Here is a 20,082-nt window from a genome sequence, read left to right as displayed (position 1 = left end):
TCCTTTGCTTTGACTGTCCGGTCAATTTTCTTTACGCTCATTTTACCAGATTGACTCAGATTTACAAGGCTCAGCAGCACAAAAAAAGCACCCCTTCCAAGGGTGCTTTTTCTGGATTCTTATTTATTCATAGGCACAGAAGGTGTATCCCTGCGCGCGCAGATCATCGATAACCTGACCGAGAATCTCAGTATTTGTCTTGGACACTGCGTGCAGCAGGTAGATTGCACCAGGGTGGCACTTGGACTCGATGGTCTGGATGGATTCCTGCGGGTCAGGCTGATCGTCCACCAGCCAGTCACGGTATGCAAAGCTCCAGAACACGCTCTTATAGCCCAGCTGCTGCAGGACACTTAAGTCCGCTTCGGAAAACTCGCCCATCGGGAACCGGAACAGGCTCATCTCATAGCCGTAATTTTCTTTCATATAGTCATGTAGCTCCATGACCTCTGACTTACATTCCTCGGTAGAGATTTCCGGGAAGGATGGATGGTTGACGCTGTGATTGCCGACGATGTGTCCCTCGTCAATCATCCTTTGAATCAGCTCAGGCTCAGACTTAACATAAGGCATGGTGACAAAAAAGACTGCCGGCACCTGTTTTTCCAACAGCACATCCAGAATTGCGCCGGTATAGCCGTTCTCGTACCCTTCGTCAAAGGTAAGATAGATCTTTTTCTCATTTTCTCGGATAAAATCCGCACCATACTGACCATATTTTTCCTGATAGGAGGTCGCACCGCTGGGGCGGTTGTCCTCATCGACCGGTCCGCCCGGACCCCATCCAAGTTTTGTGGTGTCCAGTCCCTGTACTGAGGTCTGCTCGGTCACAACCTCACTTTGGGTCTGGGCAGACTGTTCTGTCGATTCCTCTTCCTGCTGCTCTTCCGATTGATTTGTTTCTTCTGCTTCTTCCTGCTCGGAAGGTTTTTCCATGCTCAGCTCATCCTCAGTTTCGTCTTGTTTTTCACCGGACAGGCTGTCGTTTCGCTCCTGAGATTCCCCTTGCTCATCAGGCTGTATCTCTGGCTGTTCTTCCTCCGATACTTCCGGCGCCGACTGTTCAACCGGTGGCTCAGGCTGTGTATTCTGTGGTTCTGCCTCCCTGCTGCAGCCGGTAAAGGCGGTCAGCAGCAAAGCAGCTGTCAATATCATCGAAATCATTTTTTTCATCTGATTACCACACCTTTCTTTTCTATCTGACATCTCCCTTATTTTGTGCTAAAGTCCGGTCAATCATTCGCTCTTCTTATATCCTCATTATAAAAGACTGTTGTCATAAAAAGCAATCCTTTGGGCAGACTATTTTTGATAAAAAATTCAGATTTTTCCGAAAGGATGAGACCCATTATGAACAAACGACAGATTGAATCGATAAAAGCCCGTCAGATTCTGGATTCCCGCGGCAATCCGACACTGGAAGCGGTAGTTGTGTTAAACGATGGCAGCATTGGAAGAGCAGCTGTCCCATCCGGTGCTTCCACCGGGGAACATGAACTTGCCGAACTGCGTGACAACGACCCTTCACTCTATCTTGGAAAAGGTGTGACTCAGGCTGTGGGACAGGTAACACAAACCATTTTACCTGCTCTCAAGGGGAAAAATATTTCTGCCCAGCAGGAAATCGATCAGATTTTGACAGCACTTGCTGACGATCAGGGAAGAAAACTCGGCTCCAACGCGATGCTTGGAGTATCGCTTGCCTGTGCAAAAGCTGCCGCCATTTCCTATCGTCTCCCGCTCTATCGCTATCTTGGAGGAAGCAACGCCAATATTCTTCCCGTTCCAATGATGAATATCCTCAACGGCGGAGCGCATGCTTCCAACAATCTGGACATTCAGGAGCTGATGATCATTCCCCACAAGGCAGAAAGTTTTTCCCAGGCACTGGAACAGTGCTGCCGTGTCTACCATCGTTTAAAGGAGATTCTAAAAGAAAAGGGTCTTTGCACCGCGGTGGGCGATGAAGGTGGATTTGCTCCAAACCTCGGTTCGGAAGATGAGGCATTTGGACTGCTGATGCAGGCAATCGACCGCGCAGGATTTATGCCGGAGGAGGATTTTGTGTTGGGAATTGACGCTGCCGCTTCCGAGTGGGCAAATCCAATTCCCCAGTCTCCCGACGAATCCATGCCGGACAAACCCTATACCCTGCCAAAATCCAACCTTTCCTACACTGCCGAGGAACTGATTGCCCATTGGGAAGGTCTGTGTGCCAAGTATCCCATCCGCTCCATCGAGGACCCGCTGGGAGAAAACGACTGGCAGTCCTTTGTCCAGATCACCCATCGACTGAGAAGCCGCATCCAGATTGTGGGGGATGACCTGTTTGTCACCAACCCAGAGCGGATTCGCGAGGGAATCGGCATGAAGGCAGCAAACGCTGTTTTGATTAAACCAAACCAGATCGGAACGCTCAGCCAGACACTGGAAGCGGTGCAGATCGCCCAGAGGGCAGGATGGAAAACCATCCTCTCCCACCGTTCCGGTGAGACCGAGGACTGCTGTATTGCAGACATTGCAGTTGCCTGCGGTGCCGGACAGATTAAAACCGGTGCTCCCTGCCGCGGCGAACGCACCGCAAAATACAATCAGCTCCTGCGCATCGAGGAATCTCTGAACAGCTCAAATTCGCTGCATATCGCACGCTTTGGATTAGCTTAACCTGTATCTGATTTTTCTATTTTGTCCTGTGATAGAGTTAAAAATAAATTTCCCTTCAATGAAGAAAAAAGATGCTGCCATAATGGCAGCATCTTTTTATCATTTTAATTGCTCTATATTTCCGGACTGAATTGCCGTTATGTTCTCGGCAATTTTTTCCTTCGACCAATCCCACCAACGAATAGACTGAAGTTTCTTGATGCTCTCGTCAGAAAAACGCTTTTTGATTGGTTTTGCAGGAACTCCACCCACAATGGTATAAGGAGGAACATCCTTTGTTACAACGGCACGGGCTCCAATCACTGCACCATCTCCAATTGTAACACCTGAAAGGATAACCGCTTCATACCCAATCCACACGTCATTGCCAACAACAATATCTCCCTTGTTGTCCCAACTGTCTGCGACATTCTTTTTTTCCAACCCCCATTCCTCAAAAAACAGAGGAAACGGATAGGTCGATAGCGAAGAAAGCGTATGATTTGCACTGTTAAAAAGAAATTTTGCTCCGCAGGCAATCGAACAGAACTTGCCAATTATAAGCTTGTCATGGTTAATCGGATAGTGGTAAAGCACGTTGTTTTGTTCAAACATTCGTGGGTCATGTACAAAGTCATTGTACATGGTGTATTCTCCCACTATAATATTGGGGTTCGTAATAACGTTTTTGAGGTAAACGGTCTGCGTATCTTGGGTACGCGGATAAATTTTTTTCTCTGGAATAGTCATGAAAAATCCTCCTGCTATGATTTTTTGTCCTCTACTATTCCAGATATTACAATACATCGTTTCAAGGAATACCACCTCTTTTATCAGTATATTCCCTGTATCTGATAAAATCAAGAAGCTAAAAAAGGTCTGCAAAATGCAGACCTTTTTTTATAAATTTAAGAGCACAAGAGCCACCAGAATCATTCCCAGTGCAGCCCACTGCCGTTTTCTTGGACGTTCCCCAAATGCTGCAACGCCAATCAGGCTGATGGCAAGAATCGTTCCTGCACTATAGGTCGGATAGACCAGAACCGCTGGCAAAGAGGTCAGTGCCTTGAGCAGGAAAAACACCGAGCCATAGTTCGGGATACCGACCAGACAGCCGTACACAATCTCCGAAACTCCCAGCTTTTCCTTGTGATAAATCATCATGCCGACACTGAGGAAAAACGCTACAATAAAGGTGATGAGCAAAAACCAGGAATCAAGCTTTCGGTCACCCAGTTCCTCAAAGATTTTTGCCATGCTGTCGGTCAAGCCGCTGATTACCAAAAGCAGAATCAGCCCCGAATAGTTCTTATCGCTGTTCTTTTCTTCTTTGACCTGCATCATCCAGATTGCAGCGCAGGCAATCAGAAAACCAATCGTCTGCAATACTCCCGGCAGTTCCCCAAAGGCAACAATTGCAAAAATCATCGGGATAATCAGTCCTAAGCGCGCAAAAGTTCCCGAAAGGATGACGCCGTTTTTCCGGATGCTGCTTTGCAGACTTACCAGACTCAGCAGATATAAAATTCCCTGAACTGCGCCCAGTCCCAGTGCAAACATACCGGACCCATCCAGTACAAACTCACAGGACTGCATAGTCAAAAACGCAAACACTGCCGCTGAAAGGTAGTTCATCGCAAAACGGGAATATTTTCCTGTGCACTTTCTGTCTCCAATCCGAAGCACTGCTGACACTGCCGCACTCGAAGCGATTGCACAAAACAGATAAATCATCTTATTTGCTCCTTTCCCTGATATACAAAAACGGCATCCAAACGGATGCCGTTTTTTGGAGTATCAAAAGATACTTATTTGATCAAAGAGAAGTTAGCAACAACTGCTGCAAATACGATGGAAACCATGGAGAGCAGTTTGATCAGAATGTTGATAGCTGGACCGGATGTATCCTTGAATGGGTCACCAACGGTATCGCCAACAACAGCTGCTTTGTGGTTGTCAGAACCTTTGCCGCCGTGGTGGCCAGCTTCGATGTATTTCTTAGCGTTATCCCAAGCACCACCGGAGTTGGACATCATAACTGCCAGAACGAAACCGGAAACAGTAGCACCAGCCAGCATACCAGTTACACCAACAACGCCCATGATCAGACCAACGATAACTGGAACAACGATAGCCAGAACTGCTGGCAGAACCATCTCGTGCAGAGCGGATTTAGTACACAGGTCAACACAGCTTCTGTAGTCTGGTTCAGCAGTACCTTCCATCAGACCTGGGATGGATTTGAACTGTCTACGAACTTCAACAACGATGCTCTGTGCAGCACGGCCAACGGATTCCATTGTCAGAGCTGCGAATACGAATGGGAGCATAGCACCGATCAGAAGACCGATCAGTACAGGTGGGTTCATAACGGACAGGTCGAAGTTATAATCTGGAGCAATCAGTTTTACCTGATCGATGTAGGAAGCAACCAGAGCCAGAGCGGTCAGAGCTGCGGAACCAATTGCAAAACCTTTACCGGTAGCAGCGGTTGTGTTACCCAGGGAGTCCAGAGCGTCGGTTCTGTTACGAACTTCTTCGCCCAGACCAGCCATTTCAGCGATACCACCAGCGTTATCAGCAACAGGGCCGTAAGCGTCGGTAGCCAGAGTGATACCCAGAGTGGACAGCATACCAACAGCTGCCAGAGAGATTCCGTACAGACCCATGTTGAAGCTTTCTGCACCACCGGATACAAAGTAGCTGATCAGAACTGCTACACCAACAATAACAGCTGGGATTGCAGTGGATTTCATACCAAGACCCAGACCACCGATGATCAGGGTAGCAGAACCTGTTTCGGAAGTTTCAGCCAGATGCTGAGTTGGTTTGTAAGAGTCGGAGGTGTAGTATTCGGTGAAGTAACCGATCAGTACGCCTGCCAGCAAACCGGAAATGATAGCGAAGAAGAGACCGATGCTAAGACCGGAAACTTTAATCAGAGCAAAGGCAGCAATGATTACCAGAACAGAGCTGATATATGTACCTTTTCTCAGAGAACCAAGCAGTTTCTTCTGATCTGCGCCTTCTTCTGTCTTAACAAAGAAGGAACCGATAATGGAAGCGAAGATACCCAGAGCACACAGAGCCATTGGGATCATCATACCCTGGAAGCCAAGGCCAGCGGAAACGCCCAGAGCCATGGAGGAAAGTCTTGCACCTGCATAGGATTCATACAGGTCAGCACCCATACCAGCAACGTCACCTACGTTGTCGCCTACGTTGTCAGCGATAACTGCAGGGTTTCTCGGGTCGTCTTCTGGGATACCAGCTTCAACTTTACCAACCAGGTCAGCACCAACGTCAGCAGCTTTGGTGAAGATACCGCCGCCTACACGAGCAAACAGAGCCATGGTGGAAGCACCCATACCAAAGGTAACCAGAGCGGAAGCAATTGCCTGTGCGTTGTCACCGTAAACCATTTTCAGAATGTAGAACCAGATGGAAGTATCCAGCAGGCCCAGACCAACTACGGTAAAGCCCATTACGGAACCAGCGGAGAATGCTACCTTCAGACCTTTATTCAGGCTGTGGTGAGCTGCGTTAGCAGTTCTTGCGTTAGCAGCAGTAGCAATCTTCATGCCGCAGTAGCCGGACAGAGCGGAGAATACACCGCCTGTTACGAATGCAACCGGAACAAAAGTGTTTACCTGACCAAATGCAGCCAGGATAGCGAAGATGATTACCAGAACAACGAATACAATAGCTACGCTCTTGTACTGTCTTTTCAGGTAAGCATCAGCACCGGTGCGGATTTTCTGGGACAGGGACTTCATCAGGTCAGTACCCTCGTCCTCACTCATGACTTTCTTTGCCTGGAAAATAGCAAACAGTAAAGCCAGCACTGCTCCAATAGGAGCCAGGATTGTTAAATCCATGTGTTTCCATTCCCTTCTTTTATAACATAAATATAACATTTTATAACATCCGCAACAGGATGTTATCTTACCCATCCATGTTAATATTTAATTCATGAATTGTCAAAATTTTTAAAAAAGCCTTTTTTGTGCATTTTATCAAAATGATAAAAAAATAACAGCAACCTGCACAATGCCCTCTCTGTTCTGCCTGTTTATCAAAAATAAAATCAACAAAATCCAAAAACATTGCCGCCGCGTTAGTCTTTCTCTCATGCTTTCATTCATTTTTCCTTTATTTAAGCCATTTATACTGCTTTTTTGCTTGCTTTTTTGAGGCAAAACACCCCCTTTTCCTTCTCCTTCCCACCCCATATTGTTATACTGCAAAGAATCGTGCAGCTGTGATTCTCCTGCTTTCTTCTCCGCGATTCGATTCCTCTTCCTCCGCCTTCTCCTACGCTTACCCTCACCATTTTTTGTATATCTTAAACAAAAACAAAATATTTTCGAGACAACCTTCAAAATTTATTCGATTATTTTTCGGCAAAATAGACAACAAAATCTCTATCTTCACTCAAATTCCCCATTCTGCCTCTCCCCGCTTTTTTCTGCCTGTTTTGTTTTTGATATTAAAATTACAGGAACACGTCATAAAATGATAACTTTTGACAAAATTCTCTCCATCACACTTCGATAAATCTCCGTTTTGATAGATGCTTTTCTACTGTACATTCTTCCTGACCTGATGGTATAATAAAAAAGTATGGGCTGCAACTCTGCTTTTGGGTGGTTTTGTCGCCTTAATGTAAAATCTAAGTAAATAAAGCGTAAAGGATGCGTAAAACTCTTTCCTGACAAAAACAAAAAGGTAGGTCAAATCATGTACAGTACGGATTATTTCAGTATCATCGTTTCCGTTTTAGGCGGCCTTGCATTCTTCCTCTATGGAATGCACCTATTAGGTACCGGTCTTGAAAAGGCTTCGGGCGGTCGTTTGGAACGTACACTGGAAAAAATGAGCAGCAACATTTTCAAAGCGGTGCTTTTTGGTGCACTGGTCACCGCAGCGGTACAGAGCTCTTCCGCCACCACCGTCATCGTCGTCGGTCTTGTTAATGCAAACATCATCAAGCTCAAACAGGCAATTGGTGTCATCATGGGTGCCAACATCGGAACCACCATCACCGCCCACATCTTGAGTATGATGGACATTCAAAGCGACAACTTCATCATCAACCTTTTAAAACCAACCTCCTGGGCACCGATCGTCTCGATCATCGGTATCATCCTCTTTATGGCAGGAAAGAAAGCCTCCCAAAAAGATCTGGGACAGATTCTGCTGGGATTTGGCATCCTGTTCTTCGGTATGTTCCAGATGAGCGACGCTGTTGCTCCACTGGAAGAAGTTCCTGAATTTATCGCACTGTTTCAAAACTTCTCCAATCCTGTTCTCGGTGTTCTGGCCGGTGCCGGCGTCACCGCTATTATCCAGAGTTCTGCCGCATCCATCGGTATCCTTCAGGCACTTACCTCTACCGGACAAATCACCTTTGCTTCTGCGATTCCGATTATTCTGGGTCAGAATATCGGCACCTGTATCACCCCAATCATGGCAGCGATCGGCGCTTCTAAAAATGCAAAACGTTCCGCATTTGTGCACCTGAGCTTCAATATTATTGGTACACTTCTGTTTTTGTTTGGTGTCTATGCCTTCCAGTACACCATCGGATTCTCCTTCTGGAACAATCCAATCACCAGCAACGACATCGCAAACTTCCACTCCATCTTTAATATTACCGTTACCATCCTGCTGATTCCATTTGCAGAACTGCTGGAAAAACTGGCTCTGACCTTTATCCATGGTGACAAGGAAACCGACGCAGATGATCAGGATATGTCCTCTGCAACTTTGGATGAACGTTTTCTTCGCTCTCCTGGTCTTGCTATCGACCATGCATCCCGCTGTGTTGTCAAGATGGGCGAGCTTGCTTCCCGCAATCTCTGGCGTGTCACCTCTCTCTTTGCCGATTATGACACCAAACTGGTGGAAAAAATCCGCGAAAAGGAAAACACCATTGACCATCTGGAAGATCGTGTCAGCACCTATCTGATCCGCCTTTCCGAAGGTCAGCTCAGCGACACGGAAAGCCGCCAGGTTTCCATGCTGCTCCAGATTCAGAGCGAATTTGAACGTATGGGCGACTATGCTATTAACATTCAGGAATGTGCAGAACGACTTTACAGTTCCGGCAGCAGCTTCTCTGCTTCCGCTTTGGAAGAAATCAAAACCTTAAGTGATGCGGTCAGCGAATGTATCACCAAGGCAATCCATGCCTTTACCGAACAAGACATTTCGATTGCCAACAGCATCGAACCGCTGGAAGAGGTTGTCGACATCGTGGAAGAGACTCTCAAGGAACGCCACATCGAACGCCTCAAAGAAGGTAAATGCACTGTCGATGCTGCCTTCCCTTACATCGAATCCCTTTCTAACTATGAACGAATCGCCGATCATTGTGCCAATATCGGTATGTGCCTGATCAATGAGGCTGCTAAAAACCACAATATCGACCGCCACGAATATCGCCGAATCCTACATCAGGGGCTGAGCGAATATTATTCCGATCTTTATAATCAATATAAAGAAACCTACTACAACAAGGTATTAAATATCCACTAAGCAAAAAGAGGAAGGCTGTTGCCTTCCTCTTTTTTATCTGCATTGATCTGTTTATGAGCTTATTTGATGGAGTTTTCGTAAGCTTCGATCATCTTTTTAACCATCTGGCCGCCGACGGAACCAGCTTCACGGGAGGTCAGATGACCGTTGTAACCTTCCTTGAGGTTAACGCCAACTTCGTTTGCAGCTTCCATCTTGAACTTGTTCATTGCTTCCTGAGCCTCTGGAACTACCAATCTATTGCTGGAATTTTTGTTGTAACTTGCCATTTGAAAATACACTCCTTAAATTTTTCTTTTTCTTCATTGTGCGGTTTTGCCTGTTTTCAAAACCGCTGTTTGCGTTTGCAGTAATAGTATGGCATCCAGCAAAATGATTATGTGTTGTTTTTTCTGGTAATTTTTCTCTTTTATAATCGGTGAATCATCAGCAATGCTGTTGCGCAGAGAAGCAGGGAATTGCTGTCCTGTTCTTGACCTGCCTTTAAGGATAGCGGAAAGTCTCCCGCTGCAGCCTGCGTTCCATCCAGCCGCCGGATCTCCTTTTGTACACTGAGCACCATTTGTTCCTTCATGCTCGAAAAGCTCAGCGCATCAAAACTTCCGCCGCAGGCAAGACAAGCAAGTCCGCACTCCAAAGCAAATTCAGCGGCCTGGCTGCATTGACTCAAGAAGATACAGGTTGCGTGCAGCAGATGTCTGGGTGCATGATGTCTGCAAAAGCTTTCTTTTAATATAACGAGTCCGCCGCCTGCATCCAGAAAATTGGTCTGTACGGAATCCACCAGCAAAAAATCCGCATGCTGGTTCCAGCAAAAATCCTTTTCGCTTACCTTTGCGCAGTTTTGGTTTAACTGAAGATACAATGCATCACAAACAGCACTGTCATCCTTTTCCCCCAACAGAATAATCGGTATCAAACCTTCACCTCGTTTTACAAAGAGATTTTGTTTTTATCTTTATTCTGTCCGCTTTCTGGAAAAAAATACCCCCGCCTAAAAAGGCGGGGATAACTGATTTCTTTGATTAGAGATTATTGATGATCTCCAGATATTTTTCTTTTGGATAAGCTCCAACCAGACGTTCTTTTTCCACACCATCCACAAAGAAGATTACAGTTGGGATGCTCATAACGCGGAATTTTACTGCGAGAGCTTTATTTTCATCAACGTTGACCTTTGCAACGGTTACATTGCCTTCCAGTTCCTCACCCAGCGCATCAATGGTCGGAAGAAGGGACTGGCATGGCATACACCATGGTGCCCAAAAATCTACCATGACCTTACCATTGGATACTGTCTGTTCAAAATTTTCTGGATTAAGATGTAATACTGCCATATCATTTCCTCCTTAAAAAGGTGATTATACATTTTTGTTTCGGATTAATTCTCCTCACGCCCTTATTATACACTATTTTGGTATTATTACAAGGGGTTCTACCAATATTTTTACAATTTCTTTAAGAAATATTCCAGGAAAAATCGCTTGAAAACAGGAAAAATATTTTTTGAGAAAAAATTTGAAAAAATTGCAAAAAGGCTATTGACATTTTCAAAGAAGCGAGTATAATAATATACGTTGTCAACGACAACACAGCTTAATAACACACAATACATTGCCCGATTGTGTAAGGGTAGCACGACAGACTCTGACTCTGTTTGTCTGGGTTCAAATCCTAGTCGGGCAGCCATCAAATCCCAATCTTTATAGATTGGGATTTGTACTATCTCGGGGTATAGCGCAGTTTGGTAGCGTGCTTGGTTCGGGACCAAGAGGCCGTGGGTTCAAGTCCCGCTACTCCGACCAAAAAAGAAACCACAGTAAAAACTGTGGTTTCTTTTTTTATACTTTTGAAGTCTAGGGACTTGAAAACGGTAGTCGAAAGCCGCGAATGACCGAGCCGCGTAGCGCGGCGAGAATCAAGTCCCGCTACTCCGACCAAAAAGCTGTGGGATTTCATAGGCTTTTACATAACAAATAAAAAGGAGTTCACAGCATAAAGCTGTGAACTCCTTTTTGTTTTATCCAGACTCTTCTGTTTTAATTGGATGCCGGATTATCTCCCAGCTGAACCACTGAAAATGAGATGTTGCTAAACAGCAATCCTCCCTGTTCCGATACAATCCGTAAAACAGATGGCACACTGGTAACTTCAATCGGGATGCTGAATGCCACTGCTGTGTAGCTTCCTCCCTGATTCAAGCTGGTCTGCACCGAAGCGCCGTCCACGTTTTTTCCGTCCTGCGTCAGATAGATTAAACTTGGAACCGGTCCAGATGAAGTGCTCGGAAGTCCTACTGTCCCATGGAAGGACACCAGATAGATTCCCGGTTTTTCAATCACAACATCGCTGCTCGCCGGAGTATGTGTCACAGAGTCTCCCAATGACAAAGGATTGTTAAAGAAGGTCAGTGCCTCTCCGGAGTTGATTGGCTGGGCTGGGGTATCGGTGGTGAGAAAACGCTCCAAGTTTTGCGACGCGGAGCTTCCCTGCGGAATAGTAAAGTTAAGTACGGCATTTTGCGGTGTTCCGGAATTTACGACAGTGGCATCGGTGCCCGGTTCTCCCGTCGTCACTGTGCCAACCGTTATGGTTGCAGCCTGACCGGCAGGACCTCTTGCTCCGGTCGGGCCGGGCACCGGACAGGGATACACCGGAAAACATCCGCAGTTATTACAACAACAAAAATTCATAAAGATGGTGACTCCTTTCTGTATCACAGTTTGCTGTAATCCTCTCTTATCAGGATATGCACCATCTCTATTTTCCAGTTACCCTTCGTTCTCGCCCAATCTGCACAAAACAGCCTGTTCTCTTTCTCCTGTGCGCCGAAAAACAAAATGCAGCGCTGTACTCAGCGCAATTCCACACACAACATCAATCACCGAATGCTGTTTCAAGAACAGGGTGGACAAGCAGATCATAACGGTGAGCACACCGCAGATTCCAACTACAAGCTTTCTGTGTTTCCAGATTCTGCTGCGCTGCACCGCCAGAAAAATTGCGAAGGTGCTGGCAACATGAATGGATGGGCAGACATTGGTCGAGGTGTCCGCTGACCAGATCATTCGCACAAATGTCGCTGCAATATTGCTCGATTCGATGCTCTGCGGACGCAGATCCACCCCATTTGGGAAAATCAGATAGAGCAGCAGACACAGTGCCATTCCCGAAAACATCACGCCGCACAGATAAAAATAGTTTTTCCGGTCAAACAAAAGCAAGGTGATCAGCGCCCACGGGATCAGCCCAAACCAGGACGCATACGGAAAAATAAACCACTCATTAAATGGAATCAAATCATCCAAGCCGCAATGTAGCAGATATACCGGCTCGGTGACAAGATGCTCTAATGTAAAAAATCCGGTAAAGTAAAAGATAAAAAATAGAATGGCAAACCAGATTGGATGCTCTGTCACCCATTTTTTCACCTGTGTTATCATATCAAATCCTTCTTTCCCACAAATAAAATACCAAACTTTTATACCGTGATAATCTCTACGTGCTCTACACTCCCTGAAGGGAAAAGTCCGGTGTATATTCCTCTTTTGCCGAACTTAATTCCTGCACAAATCCATCCTCTATTCCCATACACTCCATCCAGTCGAGCACTCTGTCATACTCCTCCTGTGTCAGCCGGCGGTTGATTTCCGGAAACTCGGCGCTTTTATAAAATGGGGTATATTGGCTCATAACGCTGACTAAAATGTCATCCAGCGGCAGGTTTTCCGCAATCCAAGTAAGGATATCCATACTGTCCTCTACACCATTTGGCATGACCATGTGACGCACGATAACGCCCTTTGTGAGCATTCCTCTCTCGTCAAATTCCACCGCTCCCACCTGCGAGAACATCTCCTGCACTGCTTTGGAGGCTACCTCAAAATAATCCAGTGCATGGGAATAGCGTTTGCTGCGCTCCGGGGAAAAATATTTGATATCCGGAAGATAAATATCTACATAACCTTTGAGCATCCACAGCGTTTCCACCGTTTCATAGCCGCTGCTGTTATAAACGACAGGGATCTTTAAATCTCTTCGTACCATATCCAATGCCTGAATAATCTGCGGTACAAAGTGCCCGCCTGTCACAAGGTTAATGTTATTTGCTCCCTGATTCTGCAGTTCCAGAAAAATCTCGGCAAGGCGCTTGATGCTGATTTCTTTTCCATAGCATTCAGCGCTGATCTGGTGGTTCTGGCAGAACACGCATTGCAGCGGACAGCCCGAAAAGAATACCGTTCCCGAGCCTTCCTCCCCGCTGATGCAGGGCTCCTCCCAAAAGTGCAGCGCCGCACGCGCAAGTTTTACCTTGTCGCCTGCCTTGCAAAATCCGGTCTGTCTGCTGCGGTCCACCCCGCAGTTTCTGGGACAAAGGCGGCAAAGATGCTGTGATTGTTCCATGTTCTTCTCCCTTCTGAAAAGAAAGGTTCGGGAATCTAACCCGAACCTTTCTTGTGTTAAATCAATATTTTCCGTATCGTATGAAACAGCACCGGCTTCATCTGATCGATGGGTGCCGGCTGCTCCAGCAAGATCGAGGTGTAACAGATGGAGCCGACCATCTCCACGATCAAAAACATCATCCGATATGCTTCCTCGATGGTATAGCGGCTAAGATACGGGCTGCAAAAGCACTGTTCCAACATCTGCAGCAGCGTATTATCCTGTGCCTCATTCATCTTGCGCAGTACCAGCGGCCAGGAAAAATTGCGCTGAACAATTTTCAGATCATCCAGATTTTTCTTAAAATGCTCGATGATAAAATCCGCTACAAACAAGATGCGCTCGATCATGTCAGGCAGACTTTTCCTTTCCAGTTCCTTTTTTGCCTGAGCGAGAATCCGGTTGCTGATATCCACCACAACCGCTTCCCAGATTTCGGTCTTGTCCGCAAAGTAGAGATAAAAGGTTCCTTTGGCAACACCGGCAGATTTTGCAATATCGTCGATGCTTGTCTTATATACCCCTTTTTCCGAGAACAGTTCGTATGCCGCCTGTATCATCCTGATTCGTTTTTCTTCCTTCTGTGATTTCAGGCTCTGCCCCTGAATTGTCATCGCTTTCCCCTCCTTTGTCTGGACTGACTGATCTGAACAAACTGGTTTGTTCAGATCCTCTGCTCCTGATTACTGGAACAAAATGTCGTGATTGATGGTAGTATAGAACATTGCTTTGATCTTCTGCGGATCTTTGGTCTGTGCCATAATCCACATCAGCTTGGTAACAGTTGCTTCCAGTGTCATATCGTACGCTTCGATCAGGCCATAACGCTCTTTTGCAACATGTCCGACCTCATAGACCTCCATATCGCTTCCCTCGTACATAACCTGTGTGCTCATGACAACGATCTTTCCGTCTGCGATCAGCTTGTCCACTGCCTTGAGGAAATCCTTGTGCTCAACACTTGGCAGTCCGCCCACGCCGTAGCTTTCGATGATCACTGCATCATAGTGCTCACCGATCCAGGACAGAAATTCCGGGTCCATACCTGGAATCAGTTTCAGCAGAAAGACTCTTGGATTGATGTCGATGTAAAATGCTGGATAGGAGCATGGGCAGCTTTCTTTTACATAGTGGACAATCTTGTTGTTGCGGATGGTTGCAAGTACTGGGAAATTAATGCTGTCAAATGCATTAAAGCTCTTGGACTGCAGTTTCTTTGCACGGGTTCCGGCAATTACTTTGCCATTAAATACGATGCATACTCCATGTGCATCCGGGCAGGCTGCAAAGCGCAGTGAATCGAGCAGGTTTGTTTTTGCATCGGTTATTTCCATGGAAATCGGTTTCTGGGCACCGGTGATGATAATCGGCTTCGGCGAGTTCTGAATCAGGTAAGACAGTGCCGAAGAGGTGTATGCCATGGTATCGGTTCCGTGGCAGATGACAAAGCCATCATATTTTTCATAGTTATCCTTAACGGTGCGGGCCATCAAAAGCCAGTGCTCCGGCTGGATGTTGGTCGAGTCAATGTTGAGAATCTGAACTGCGTCGATGGTACAAAATTCGCGCGCTGCTGGTACATAGTCCAACAGTTTTTCCGAGGAAATCTGTGGAGCAAGACCATTTTCGGTGTCTTCAGACGCGATCGTTCCACCGGTCGCAATAAGCAGAATGTGTTTCATAACGTTTCTTCCCTTCCAATTTTATCTTTTTCAAAAAGATTCTCTGTTAGTTTCATTATAGGCAATTTTCTTAGTCCCGGCAAGTCCTGTTTTTAAGAAAAATTTTGTACGCAGAGTGGTTGTCCCGGGCAATTACTTTCTGTTAGAATAAAGTCACTAGACAGCCTTTTTTTTACTTTTGGGCAAAAAGGAGTGTATTAAATGGATCTTGTTCTCTTGTGTACTGTACCGGATAATTTTCAGGCAGAGATAATCGTTGCTGCCATGAAAGAAAATAATATTCCGGTTCATAAGCGTGACCTTGGAAACGCCGGGATGTTAAATCTCCTGCGAGGAAACTCAAGCGAGGGCGAGGAAATCTATGTGCCGCGGCAGGATTTTTGCAAAGCACAGGAAATTTTACAGGGAATGGGGTTTTAGTCTCCACCTTTTCCCTTGCACAATGCTGTAAAAAAGGTTATAATAAAAAGGTATGGATATGCTCTTTTTGAGGGCAATATTGCATCTTTATGAACGGTTTTTATTATGTACCGTAATTTTTTTTAGGAGATGAATCAAATGAGTGAATCAACCGGCTGCTCCGGCAACTGTGCTTCCTGTCACAGCAAGGGCTCCTGTTCCAAACCTCAGAGCCTGCTCGAACCGGAAAACCACCTCAGCCATATTAAAAAGGTAATCGGTGTTGTCAGCGGTAAAGGCGGCGTTGGCAAATCGATGGTCACCGCTTCCCTGGCAGTTATGATGCAGCGCCGTGGATTTGCCACCGCTATTCTGGATGCGGATATCACCGGTCCTTCCATTCCAAAAATGTTCGGCATTACCGGCCGCGCAAGCGGTACCGAGCTTGGTATCGACCCAAGACTCACCAACAACGGCATGGAAGTTATGTCGGTAAACCTGCTTCTGGAACATACTGATGATCCAGTTGTATGGAGAGGTCCTGTTATCGCAGGTACTGTAAAACAGTTCTGGACCGATGTTGTCTGGGGCGAAGTAGACTATATGTTCATCGATATGCCGCCAGGCACAGGCGATGTTCCGCTGACTGTATTCCAGTCCATTCCGGTAGATGGCATCGTTATCGTTACCTCCCCTCAGGATCTGGTATCGATGATCGTGAAAAAAGCCTGCAAGATGGCAAAACTGATGAACGTACCGATCGTTGGTATCGTGGAAAACATGAGCTATCTGGTATGTCCGGACTGTGGCAAAAAGATCGAAATCTTCGGCAAGAGCAAACTCGAAGAGGTTGCTGCTGAAACCGGTCTGCCAATTCTGGGCCGTATGCCGATCGATCCAAACCTTGCTGCTCTGTGCGATGAAGGTAAGATCGACCAGATGCCGACAGAATATTTAAGCGAGGCTGCTGATCAGCTGATCGCACTGCCAAACCGCAAATTCGAAGAGTAATTTTCTTCTGTGGAGTCTTCTGATGAAAGTTGTCATCCCTGTCGAACAGGCACGCGTCGATTCTCCCATTTCTTCCATCTTTGGAAGATCTCCCTTTTTTTACCTTTTTGATTCTGAAACCAATCAAGGTTCTTTTTTGGAATCTACCTTTCTTTTTGGGCAGAGTGCAGGCATTCAGGCTGCCCAACTGATGATTGACCATGGTGTTGATGTTTTGATCAGCAATCGATGCGGTGAAAACGCCATGCGTCTGCTGTCCGCCGGCAACATCACAGTCTATCATGCTGCTGCATCCGGCGCGGCAGAAAATCTGGAGCTGTTTTTTGCAGGTAAACTGTCACTGCTCTAGATTTCTATTTGCTGCATTTTCAGCAGAACATTTAAAAGGCCTGCCGTTTTCTCAAGCGGCAGGCCTTTTTTATTCAGCAGTCGATAGAATAAATCTATCCAATCAGTATCATGTGAAAAATTACAATATTTGTAAAAGGAATCATCCAAACATGAAAATAGCCATCCTCAGCGGCAAAGGCGGCACCGGAAAAACCTTTGTCAGCGTTAACCTTTCCTATATTCAGCAAGACGCAGTCTATTTGGACTGCGATGTAGAGGTCCCAAACGGCCACCTCTATCTTCCCATTGAAAATCCAGTGGTAGAGCCGGTGGATATGCCTATTCCATCCATCCTGCATGAAAAATGCTCCAGATGCCGCGCCTGCATGAACTTCTGCGCCTTTCATGCGTTGAGCTTTACCGGAAAACAGGTCCTTTTGTTTGACCATCTGTGCCACAACTGCGGCGGCTGTGCTCTGGTTTGTCCAAACAAGGCCATTCAGGAGGTTCCCTACAACATCGGTTCCATCTCTTCCGGAAATTTTGAGCATGTCCGTGTTTATTCGGGCAGTCTCAATCCCGGTCAGATGCAGGGCAGTGCCATCATCCGCCGGATGATCGACCAGACCCGCCATCTGCCTAACCTGGTCATGGACTGCTCTCCCGGCAATTCCTGTCATGTCGTTCAGGGAATTGTGGAGGCAGATTTGTGTATTCTGGTTGCCGAACCGACTGTATTCGGTGTCAATGATATGCGAATCTGTATTGACCTTCTCAATACATATAACAAGCCTTTCGGCATCGTCATCAACAAATCACTGGATACCCGCAACTATATCAAAACCTTCTGCCGAGAACATAACATCAAAGTTCTGGCAGAGATTCCCCTTTCCCCCGAGCTTGCTCGCATTAATGCCAGCGGTCAGCTCGCTGCAAAGGATGCAGAATACAGCAGGATCTTCAAAAAAATCCTCAAAAATGCGCAGGCTCTGCTCGGTCCCCGCTTGGAGTCTCATCCAGATTCTGTTCAGGACAGGGAGGTATTTTAATGAAACAGCTTTTGATTTTAAGCGGCAAGGGCGGAACCGGTAAAACCACCATTGCCTCCTCCTTTATTTCCCTGCTTAAAGGACAGCAAAAGGCCTGTTTTGCCGACTGTGATGTCGATGTGCCAAACCTGCATCTGATTTTTTCCGAAGGACAAACCATGCTTTCGCAAAAGACCTGCTTTGGCAAACGTGCTGTCATTAACCAGAGTCTGTGTACCCATTGCGGGCTGTGCGAACAGCACTGCCGCTTTGGTGCGATGAAAAACGGTGTAGTCAACCCTTATCTGTGCGAAGGCTGCGGTGTTTGCGAACTGGTCTGTCCGATTGGTTCCGGCTCGGAAAAGGCGGTTCATCTGGCAGAAACCAGCACAGGAAGTTACAGTGTTTCTGCCACCGAATATGGAATCTTCTCCACCGCTTCCTTAAAGCCAGGTGCCGGTGCAACCGGAAAAACCATCAATATGGTTAAGCAGAATCTTTCCACCTACGGAGAAAATGCTGAAATTGCAGTCATCGATGGCTCTCCCGGTATTGGCTGCCCCATCATCTCTTCGGTTGCCGGCGTGGATCTGGTGCTTTTGGTCCTGGAGCCTTCCCTGTCAGGGCTGAGCGACCTTACCCGCATCCTGAAAACAGTCCGTCAGCTGCGTGTTCCCGCTGTTGCCTGCATCAACCGCTCGGACACCGCTCCTCAATTTACACAGGACATTTATCGTTACTGTGCCGAGCATGAGCTGATGGTACTGGAAGAAATTCCGTTTGATCCGCTGGTCATCCGTGCAGTCAACCATAATCGACCAATCGTCGATTATCCAAACTCTCCCGCTGCCCAGCGTGTAACAAGTCTATTCTCCAAGACACTGGAGGTTTTGAACACCTTATAGTGCCAGCTGGAAACTGGATATGGTTTGGCGCACAGCCAGTGTATTACAGCAGACTAATTCTATATCACAAAATAAACAGGAGCGTTCGTCAAAGACGAACGCTCCTGTTTTTATAAAATCCCGTATCTCATTTTATGCGTGCTGTGCTGCTCCCAATCTGCCATAAATTGCCTGAATCGGCTTATACAGCCAGATCGAAATGGACAGATCCACCATGCTGTGGATGACTGAGCCAACACCTACCAGCAGGAAGATCGACACAAAAAATCCTTTGTCATAGTTTGCCTGCGGCATCGAACCATTTACATAGAATGGAAGCACAATCAGCACCTCACATACTGCGTGCAGGATACCGATACACAGCGAAAACAGCAGGGAGGATTTGACCGAAGCAATCGGTGCATAATCTCTCTTTTGCAGGTAAAGCGCTCCCACCAGTGCAAAGACGACGTGGGTCAGTGCGCGCAGTACAACAGTCAGCGGGAAACCACCCAGGAAAAAGCCCAGTGTAGTTCCAAGCGATACTGCTACCGCCATGGATGGAGAAATGAACATTGCGATAAATACCGCAACATGGCTTGCAAGCGTAAAGGAAGCTGGCTCGATTACAACCTTAATTGGAGAAAACATCGGAATTACAATTCCAATGGCAATCAACATTCCGGTCAATGCCAGCTGATAGGTGTTTGTTCTGCTTCTCATAAAAAATCCTCCCTTAATTGACACAAGTTACTCTTTTGATTGATAGGTGTCTTGACACATATCTTCACCCATTATAGCACCCCTTTTTCAGTTGTCAAGGTTTTCTTTGGATTTTTGTGTGGATTTTACAAAAGTCTATTTTTTACTCAAACTACCAGAGTCGTGTATTGACTTTCCCACAAGACTGTGGTAGTGTATAGACATAGAAACTACTCCAGTCTTGTGAGACTGATGGCAGGAATCTACTTGAGAAAAAGTAAAAGGTTTTACCTTTGCGCACTAACGTGCGGCAGCACCGAAACGGCATCCTGCCACGAATGTTTTGCATCGCAGCATCGAAACAGTCAAAGGCTCCGCCTTTGCACACTGACGTGCGACAGCACCAAAACGGCATCC

The 20,082-nt window shown here is 46.5% G+C and carries 21 protein-coding genes and 2 tRNA genes; 9 read left to right on the top strand and 14 right to left on the bottom strand.

Features of this window, described 5'->3' with window-relative positions; translation table 11 throughout:
• Positions 1 to 123: 123 nt before the first annotated feature.
• Positions 124 to 1,173, bottom strand: coding sequence for a delta-lactam-biosynthetic de-N-acetylase (locus BQ5375_RS03860; protein WP_235849974.1), 1,050 nt, complete (start codon positions 1,171 to 1,173; stop codon positions 124 to 126).
• A 177-nt stretch (positions 1,174 to 1,350) separates the two neighbouring features.
• Between BQ5375_RS03860 and eno the strand changes: the two genes are divergently transcribed.
• Entirely contained in the window at positions 1,351 to 2,664 is a 1,314-nt protein-coding gene (eno, locus tag BQ5375_RS03855; protein WP_076917435.1) for a phosphopyruvate hydratase, read from the top strand.
• A 99-nt stretch (positions 2,665 to 2,763) separates the two neighbouring features.
• On the opposite strand, the gene BQ5375_RS03850 is transcribed toward eno, so the two are convergent.
• The 4 genes from BQ5375_RS03850 to BQ5375_RS03835 all read right to left on the bottom strand — a co-directional run bounded on the left by BQ5375_RS03850 (position 2,764) and on the right by BQ5375_RS03835 (position 6,875).
• A complete protein-coding gene (locus tag BQ5375_RS03850; RefSeq protein WP_076917434.1) occupies positions 2,764 to 3,393 on the bottom strand; it encodes a CatB-related O-acetyltransferase in 630 nt (209 codons plus the stop codon).
• A gap of 150 nt (positions 3,394 to 3,543) precedes the next feature.
• A complete protein-coding gene (locus tag BQ5375_RS03845; RefSeq protein WP_076917433.1) occupies positions 3,544 to 4,377 on the bottom strand; it encodes an EamA family transporter in 834 nt (277 codons plus the stop codon).
• Positions 4,378 to 4,451: 74 nt separating this feature from the next.
• Positions 4,452 to 6,521 (bottom strand): sodium-translocating pyrophosphatase, encoded by a 2,070-nt coding sequence (locus BQ5375_RS03840; RefSeq protein ID WP_076917432.1) that lies wholly within the window; start codon positions 6,519 to 6,521, stop codon positions 4,452 to 4,454.
• Positions 6,522 to 6,659: 138 nt separating this feature from the next.
• A complete protein-coding gene (locus tag BQ5375_RS03835) occupies positions 6,660 to 6,875 on the bottom strand; it encodes a hypothetical protein (protein ID WP_076917431.1) in 216 nt (71 codons plus the stop codon).
• Positions 6,876 to 7,383: 508 nt separating this feature from the next.
• On the opposite strand from BQ5375_RS03835, the gene BQ5375_RS03830 reads away from it, so the two are divergent.
• Positions 7,384 to 9,183 (top strand): Na/Pi cotransporter family protein, encoded by a 1,800-nt coding sequence (locus BQ5375_RS03830; RefSeq protein WP_076917430.1) that lies wholly within the window; start codon positions 7,384 to 7,386, stop codon positions 9,181 to 9,183.
• 59 nt (positions 9,184 to 9,242) lie between these two features.
• Here BQ5375_RS03830 and BQ5375_RS03825 read toward each other — a convergent pair whose 3' ends face one another.
• The 3 genes from BQ5375_RS03825 to trxA all read right to left on the bottom strand — a co-directional run bounded on the left by BQ5375_RS03825 (position 9,243) and on the right by trxA (position 10,520).
• Complete coding sequence (locus tag BQ5375_RS03825) at positions 9,243 to 9,452, bottom strand: alpha/beta-type small acid-soluble spore protein (RefSeq protein WP_022132387.1); 210 nt, start codon at positions 9,450 to 9,452, stop codon at positions 9,243 to 9,245.
• 140 nt (positions 9,453 to 9,592) lie between these two features.
• Positions 9,593 to 10,102, bottom strand: a complete 510-nt coding sequence (locus tag BQ5375_RS03820) for a hypothetical protein (RefSeq protein WP_076917429.1) — start codon at positions 10,100 to 10,102, stop codon at positions 9,593 to 9,595.
• 106 nt (positions 10,103 to 10,208) lie between these two features.
• Positions 10,209 to 10,520 (bottom strand): thioredoxin, encoded by a 312-nt coding sequence (gene trxA / locus BQ5375_RS03815; RefSeq protein WP_022132385.1) that lies wholly within the window; start codon positions 10,518 to 10,520, stop codon positions 10,209 to 10,211.
• A gap of 278 nt (positions 10,521 to 10,798) precedes the next feature.
• On the opposite strand from trxA, the gene BQ5375_RS03810 reads away from it, so the two are divergent.
• Both BQ5375_RS03810 and BQ5375_RS03805 read left to right on the top strand, forming a co-directional pair.
• Positions 10,799 to 10,872: transfer RNA gene (locus BQ5375_RS03810), tRNA-Gln, on the top strand.
• Positions 10,873 to 10,911: 39 nt separating this feature from the next.
• Positions 10,912 to 10,988, top strand: a tRNA-Pro gene (locus tag BQ5375_RS03805).
• 234 nt (positions 10,989 to 11,222) lie between these two features.
• Here the strand turns inward: BQ5375_RS03805 and BQ5375_RS03800 are convergent.
• The 5 genes from BQ5375_RS03800 to BQ5375_RS03780 all read right to left on the bottom strand — a co-directional run bounded on the left by BQ5375_RS03800 (position 11,223) and on the right by BQ5375_RS03780 (position 15,311).
• Positions 11,223 to 11,876, bottom strand: coding sequence for a hypothetical protein (locus tag BQ5375_RS03800; RefSeq protein ID WP_076917428.1), 654 nt, complete (start codon positions 11,874 to 11,876; stop codon positions 11,223 to 11,225).
• Positions 11,877 to 11,954: 78 nt separating this feature from the next.
• Positions 11,955 to 12,626 (bottom strand): phosphatase PAP2 family protein, encoded by a 672-nt coding sequence (locus tag BQ5375_RS03795; protein WP_076917427.1) that lies wholly within the window; start codon positions 12,624 to 12,626, stop codon positions 11,955 to 11,957.
• 64 nt (positions 12,627 to 12,690) lie between these two features.
• Positions 12,691 to 13,587, bottom strand: a complete 897-nt coding sequence (locus BQ5375_RS03790; protein ID WP_076917426.1) for a radical SAM protein — start codon at positions 13,585 to 13,587, stop codon at positions 12,691 to 12,693.
• Positions 13,588 to 13,643: 56 nt separating this feature from the next.
• Complete coding sequence (locus tag BQ5375_RS03785; RefSeq protein ID WP_022132381.1) at positions 13,644 to 14,243, bottom strand: TetR/AcrR family transcriptional regulator; 600 nt, start codon at positions 14,241 to 14,243, stop codon at positions 13,644 to 13,646.
• A gap of 69 nt (positions 14,244 to 14,312) precedes the next feature.
• Positions 14,313 to 15,311, bottom strand: a complete 999-nt coding sequence (locus BQ5375_RS03780; protein WP_022132380.1) for an asparaginase — start codon at positions 15,309 to 15,311, stop codon at positions 14,313 to 14,315.
• A 201-nt stretch (positions 15,312 to 15,512) separates the two neighbouring features.
• Here BQ5375_RS03780 and BQ5375_RS03775 point away from each other — a divergent pair, with 201 nt between their 5' ends.
• The 5 genes from BQ5375_RS03775 (at position 15,513) to BQ5375_RS03755 (ending at position 18,984) form a co-directional block, all read left to right on the top strand.
• The gene (locus BQ5375_RS03775) at positions 15,513 to 15,731 is read left to right on the top strand and encodes a putative signal transducing protein (RefSeq protein ID WP_022132379.1); all 219 of its coding nucleotides are present in this window, start codon (positions 15,513 to 15,515) and stop codon (positions 15,729 to 15,731) included.
• A 138-nt stretch (positions 15,732 to 15,869) separates the two neighbouring features.
• On the top strand, positions 15,870 to 16,721 hold the full coding sequence (locus BQ5375_RS03770; RefSeq protein WP_022132378.1) for an Mrp/NBP35 family ATP-binding protein: 852 nt from the start codon (positions 15,870 to 15,872) through the stop codon (positions 16,719 to 16,721).
• Between the two features lie 22 nt (positions 16,722 to 16,743).
• Entirely contained in the window at positions 16,744 to 17,070 is a 327-nt protein-coding gene (locus BQ5375_RS03765; protein WP_022132377.1) for a NifB/NifX family molybdenum-iron cluster-binding protein, read from the top strand.
• A gap of 151 nt (positions 17,071 to 17,221) precedes the next feature.
• Entirely contained in the window at positions 17,222 to 18,100 is an 879-nt protein-coding gene (locus tag BQ5375_RS03760) for a nucleotide-binding protein (RefSeq protein ID WP_076917425.1), read from the top strand.
• A complete protein-coding gene (locus tag BQ5375_RS03755) occupies positions 18,100 to 18,984 on the top strand; it encodes a nucleotide-binding protein (RefSeq protein ID WP_076917424.1) in 885 nt (294 codons plus the stop codon). The genes BQ5375_RS03760 and BQ5375_RS03755 overlap by 1 nt, the downstream gene beginning before the upstream one ends.
• A gap of 132 nt (positions 18,985 to 19,116) precedes the next feature.
• Here the strand turns inward: BQ5375_RS03755 and BQ5375_RS03750 are convergent, their stop codons facing one another.
• Positions 19,117 to 19,686 carry a hypothetical protein gene (locus BQ5375_RS03750; protein WP_076917423.1) on the bottom strand — a complete coding sequence of 190 codons (570 nt, stop codon included), beginning with the start codon at positions 19,684 to 19,686 and terminating at the stop codon, positions 19,117 to 19,119.
• Positions 19,687 to 20,082 lie beyond the last annotated feature (396 nt).

The organism is Negativibacillus massiliensis, assembly GCF_900148495.1.
In the GTDB taxonomy this organism is placed as follows: domain Bacteria; phylum Bacillota; class Clostridia; order Oscillospirales; family Ruminococcaceae; genus Negativibacillus; species Negativibacillus massiliensis.
This window is presented reverse-complemented; position numbering and strand designations above follow the sequence as displayed.

Bases quoted from the DNA above. Each gene is read 5' to 3' on its own strand.
- BQ5375_RS03860 (WP_235849974.1), bottom strand. From the start codon at position 1,173: ATGAAAAAAATGATTTCGATGATATTGACAGCTGCTTTGCTGCTGACC.
- eno (WP_076917435.1), top strand. From the start codon at position 1,351: ATGAACAAACGACAGATTGAATCGATAAAAGCCCGTCAGATTCTGGAT.
- BQ5375_RS03850 (WP_076917434.1), bottom strand. From the start codon at position 3,393: ATGACTATTCCAGAGAAAAAAATTTATCCGCGTACCCAAGATACGCAG.
- BQ5375_RS03845 (WP_076917433.1), bottom strand. From the start codon at position 4,377: ATGATTTATCTGTTTTGTGCAATCGCTTCGAGTGCGGCAGTGTCAGCA.
- BQ5375_RS03840 (WP_076917432.1), bottom strand. From the start codon at position 6,521: ATGGATTTAACAATCCTGGCTCCTATTGGAGCAGTGCTGGCTTTACTG.
- BQ5375_RS03835 (WP_076917431.1), bottom strand. From the start codon at position 6,875: ATGGGGTGGGAAGGAGAAGGAAAAGGGGGTGTTTTGCCTCAAAAAAGC.
- BQ5375_RS03830 (WP_076917430.1), top strand. From the start codon at position 7,384: ATGTACAGTACGGATTATTTCAGTATCATCGTTTCCGTTTTAGGCGGC.
- BQ5375_RS03825 (WP_022132387.1), bottom strand. From the start codon at position 9,452: ATGGCAAGTTACAACAAAAATTCCAGCAATAGATTGGTAGTTCCAGAG.
- trxA (WP_022132385.1), bottom strand. From the start codon at position 10,520: ATGGCAGTATTACATCTTAATCCAGAAAATTTTGAACAGACAGTATCC.
- BQ5375_RS03800 (WP_076917428.1), bottom strand. From the start codon at position 11,876: ATGAATTTTTGTTGTTGTAATAACTGCGGATGTTTTCCGGTGTATCCC.
- BQ5375_RS03795 (WP_076917427.1), bottom strand. From the start codon at position 12,626: ATGATAACACAGGTGAAAAAATGGGTGACAGAGCATCCAATCTGGTTT.
- BQ5375_RS03790 (WP_076917426.1), bottom strand. From the start codon at position 13,587: ATGGAACAATCACAGCATCTTTGCCGCCTTTGTCCCAGAAACTGCGGG.
- BQ5375_RS03785 (WP_022132381.1), bottom strand. From the start codon at position 14,243: ATGACAATTCAGGGGCAGAGCCTGAAATCACAGAAGGAAGAAAAACGA.
- BQ5375_RS03780 (WP_022132380.1), bottom strand. From the start codon at position 15,311: ATGAAACACATTCTGCTTATTGCGACCGGTGGAACGATCGCGTCTGAA.
- BQ5375_RS03775 (WP_022132379.1), top strand. From the start codon at position 15,513: ATGGATCTTGTTCTCTTGTGTACTGTACCGGATAATTTTCAGGCAGAG.
- BQ5375_RS03770 (WP_022132378.1), top strand. From the start codon at position 15,870: ATGAGTGAATCAACCGGCTGCTCCGGCAACTGTGCTTCCTGTCACAGC.
- BQ5375_RS03765 (WP_022132377.1), top strand. From the start codon at position 16,744: ATGAAAGTTGTCATCCCTGTCGAACAGGCACGCGTCGATTCTCCCATT.
- BQ5375_RS03760 (WP_076917425.1), top strand. From the start codon at position 17,222: ATGAAAATAGCCATCCTCAGCGGCAAAGGCGGCACCGGAAAAACCTTT.
- BQ5375_RS03755 (WP_076917424.1), top strand. From the start codon at position 18,100: ATGAAACAGCTTTTGATTTTAAGCGGCAAGGGCGGAACCGGTAAAACC.
- BQ5375_RS03750 (WP_076917423.1), bottom strand. From the start codon at position 19,686: ATGAGAAGCAGAACAAACACCTATCAGCTGGCATTGACCGGAATGTTG.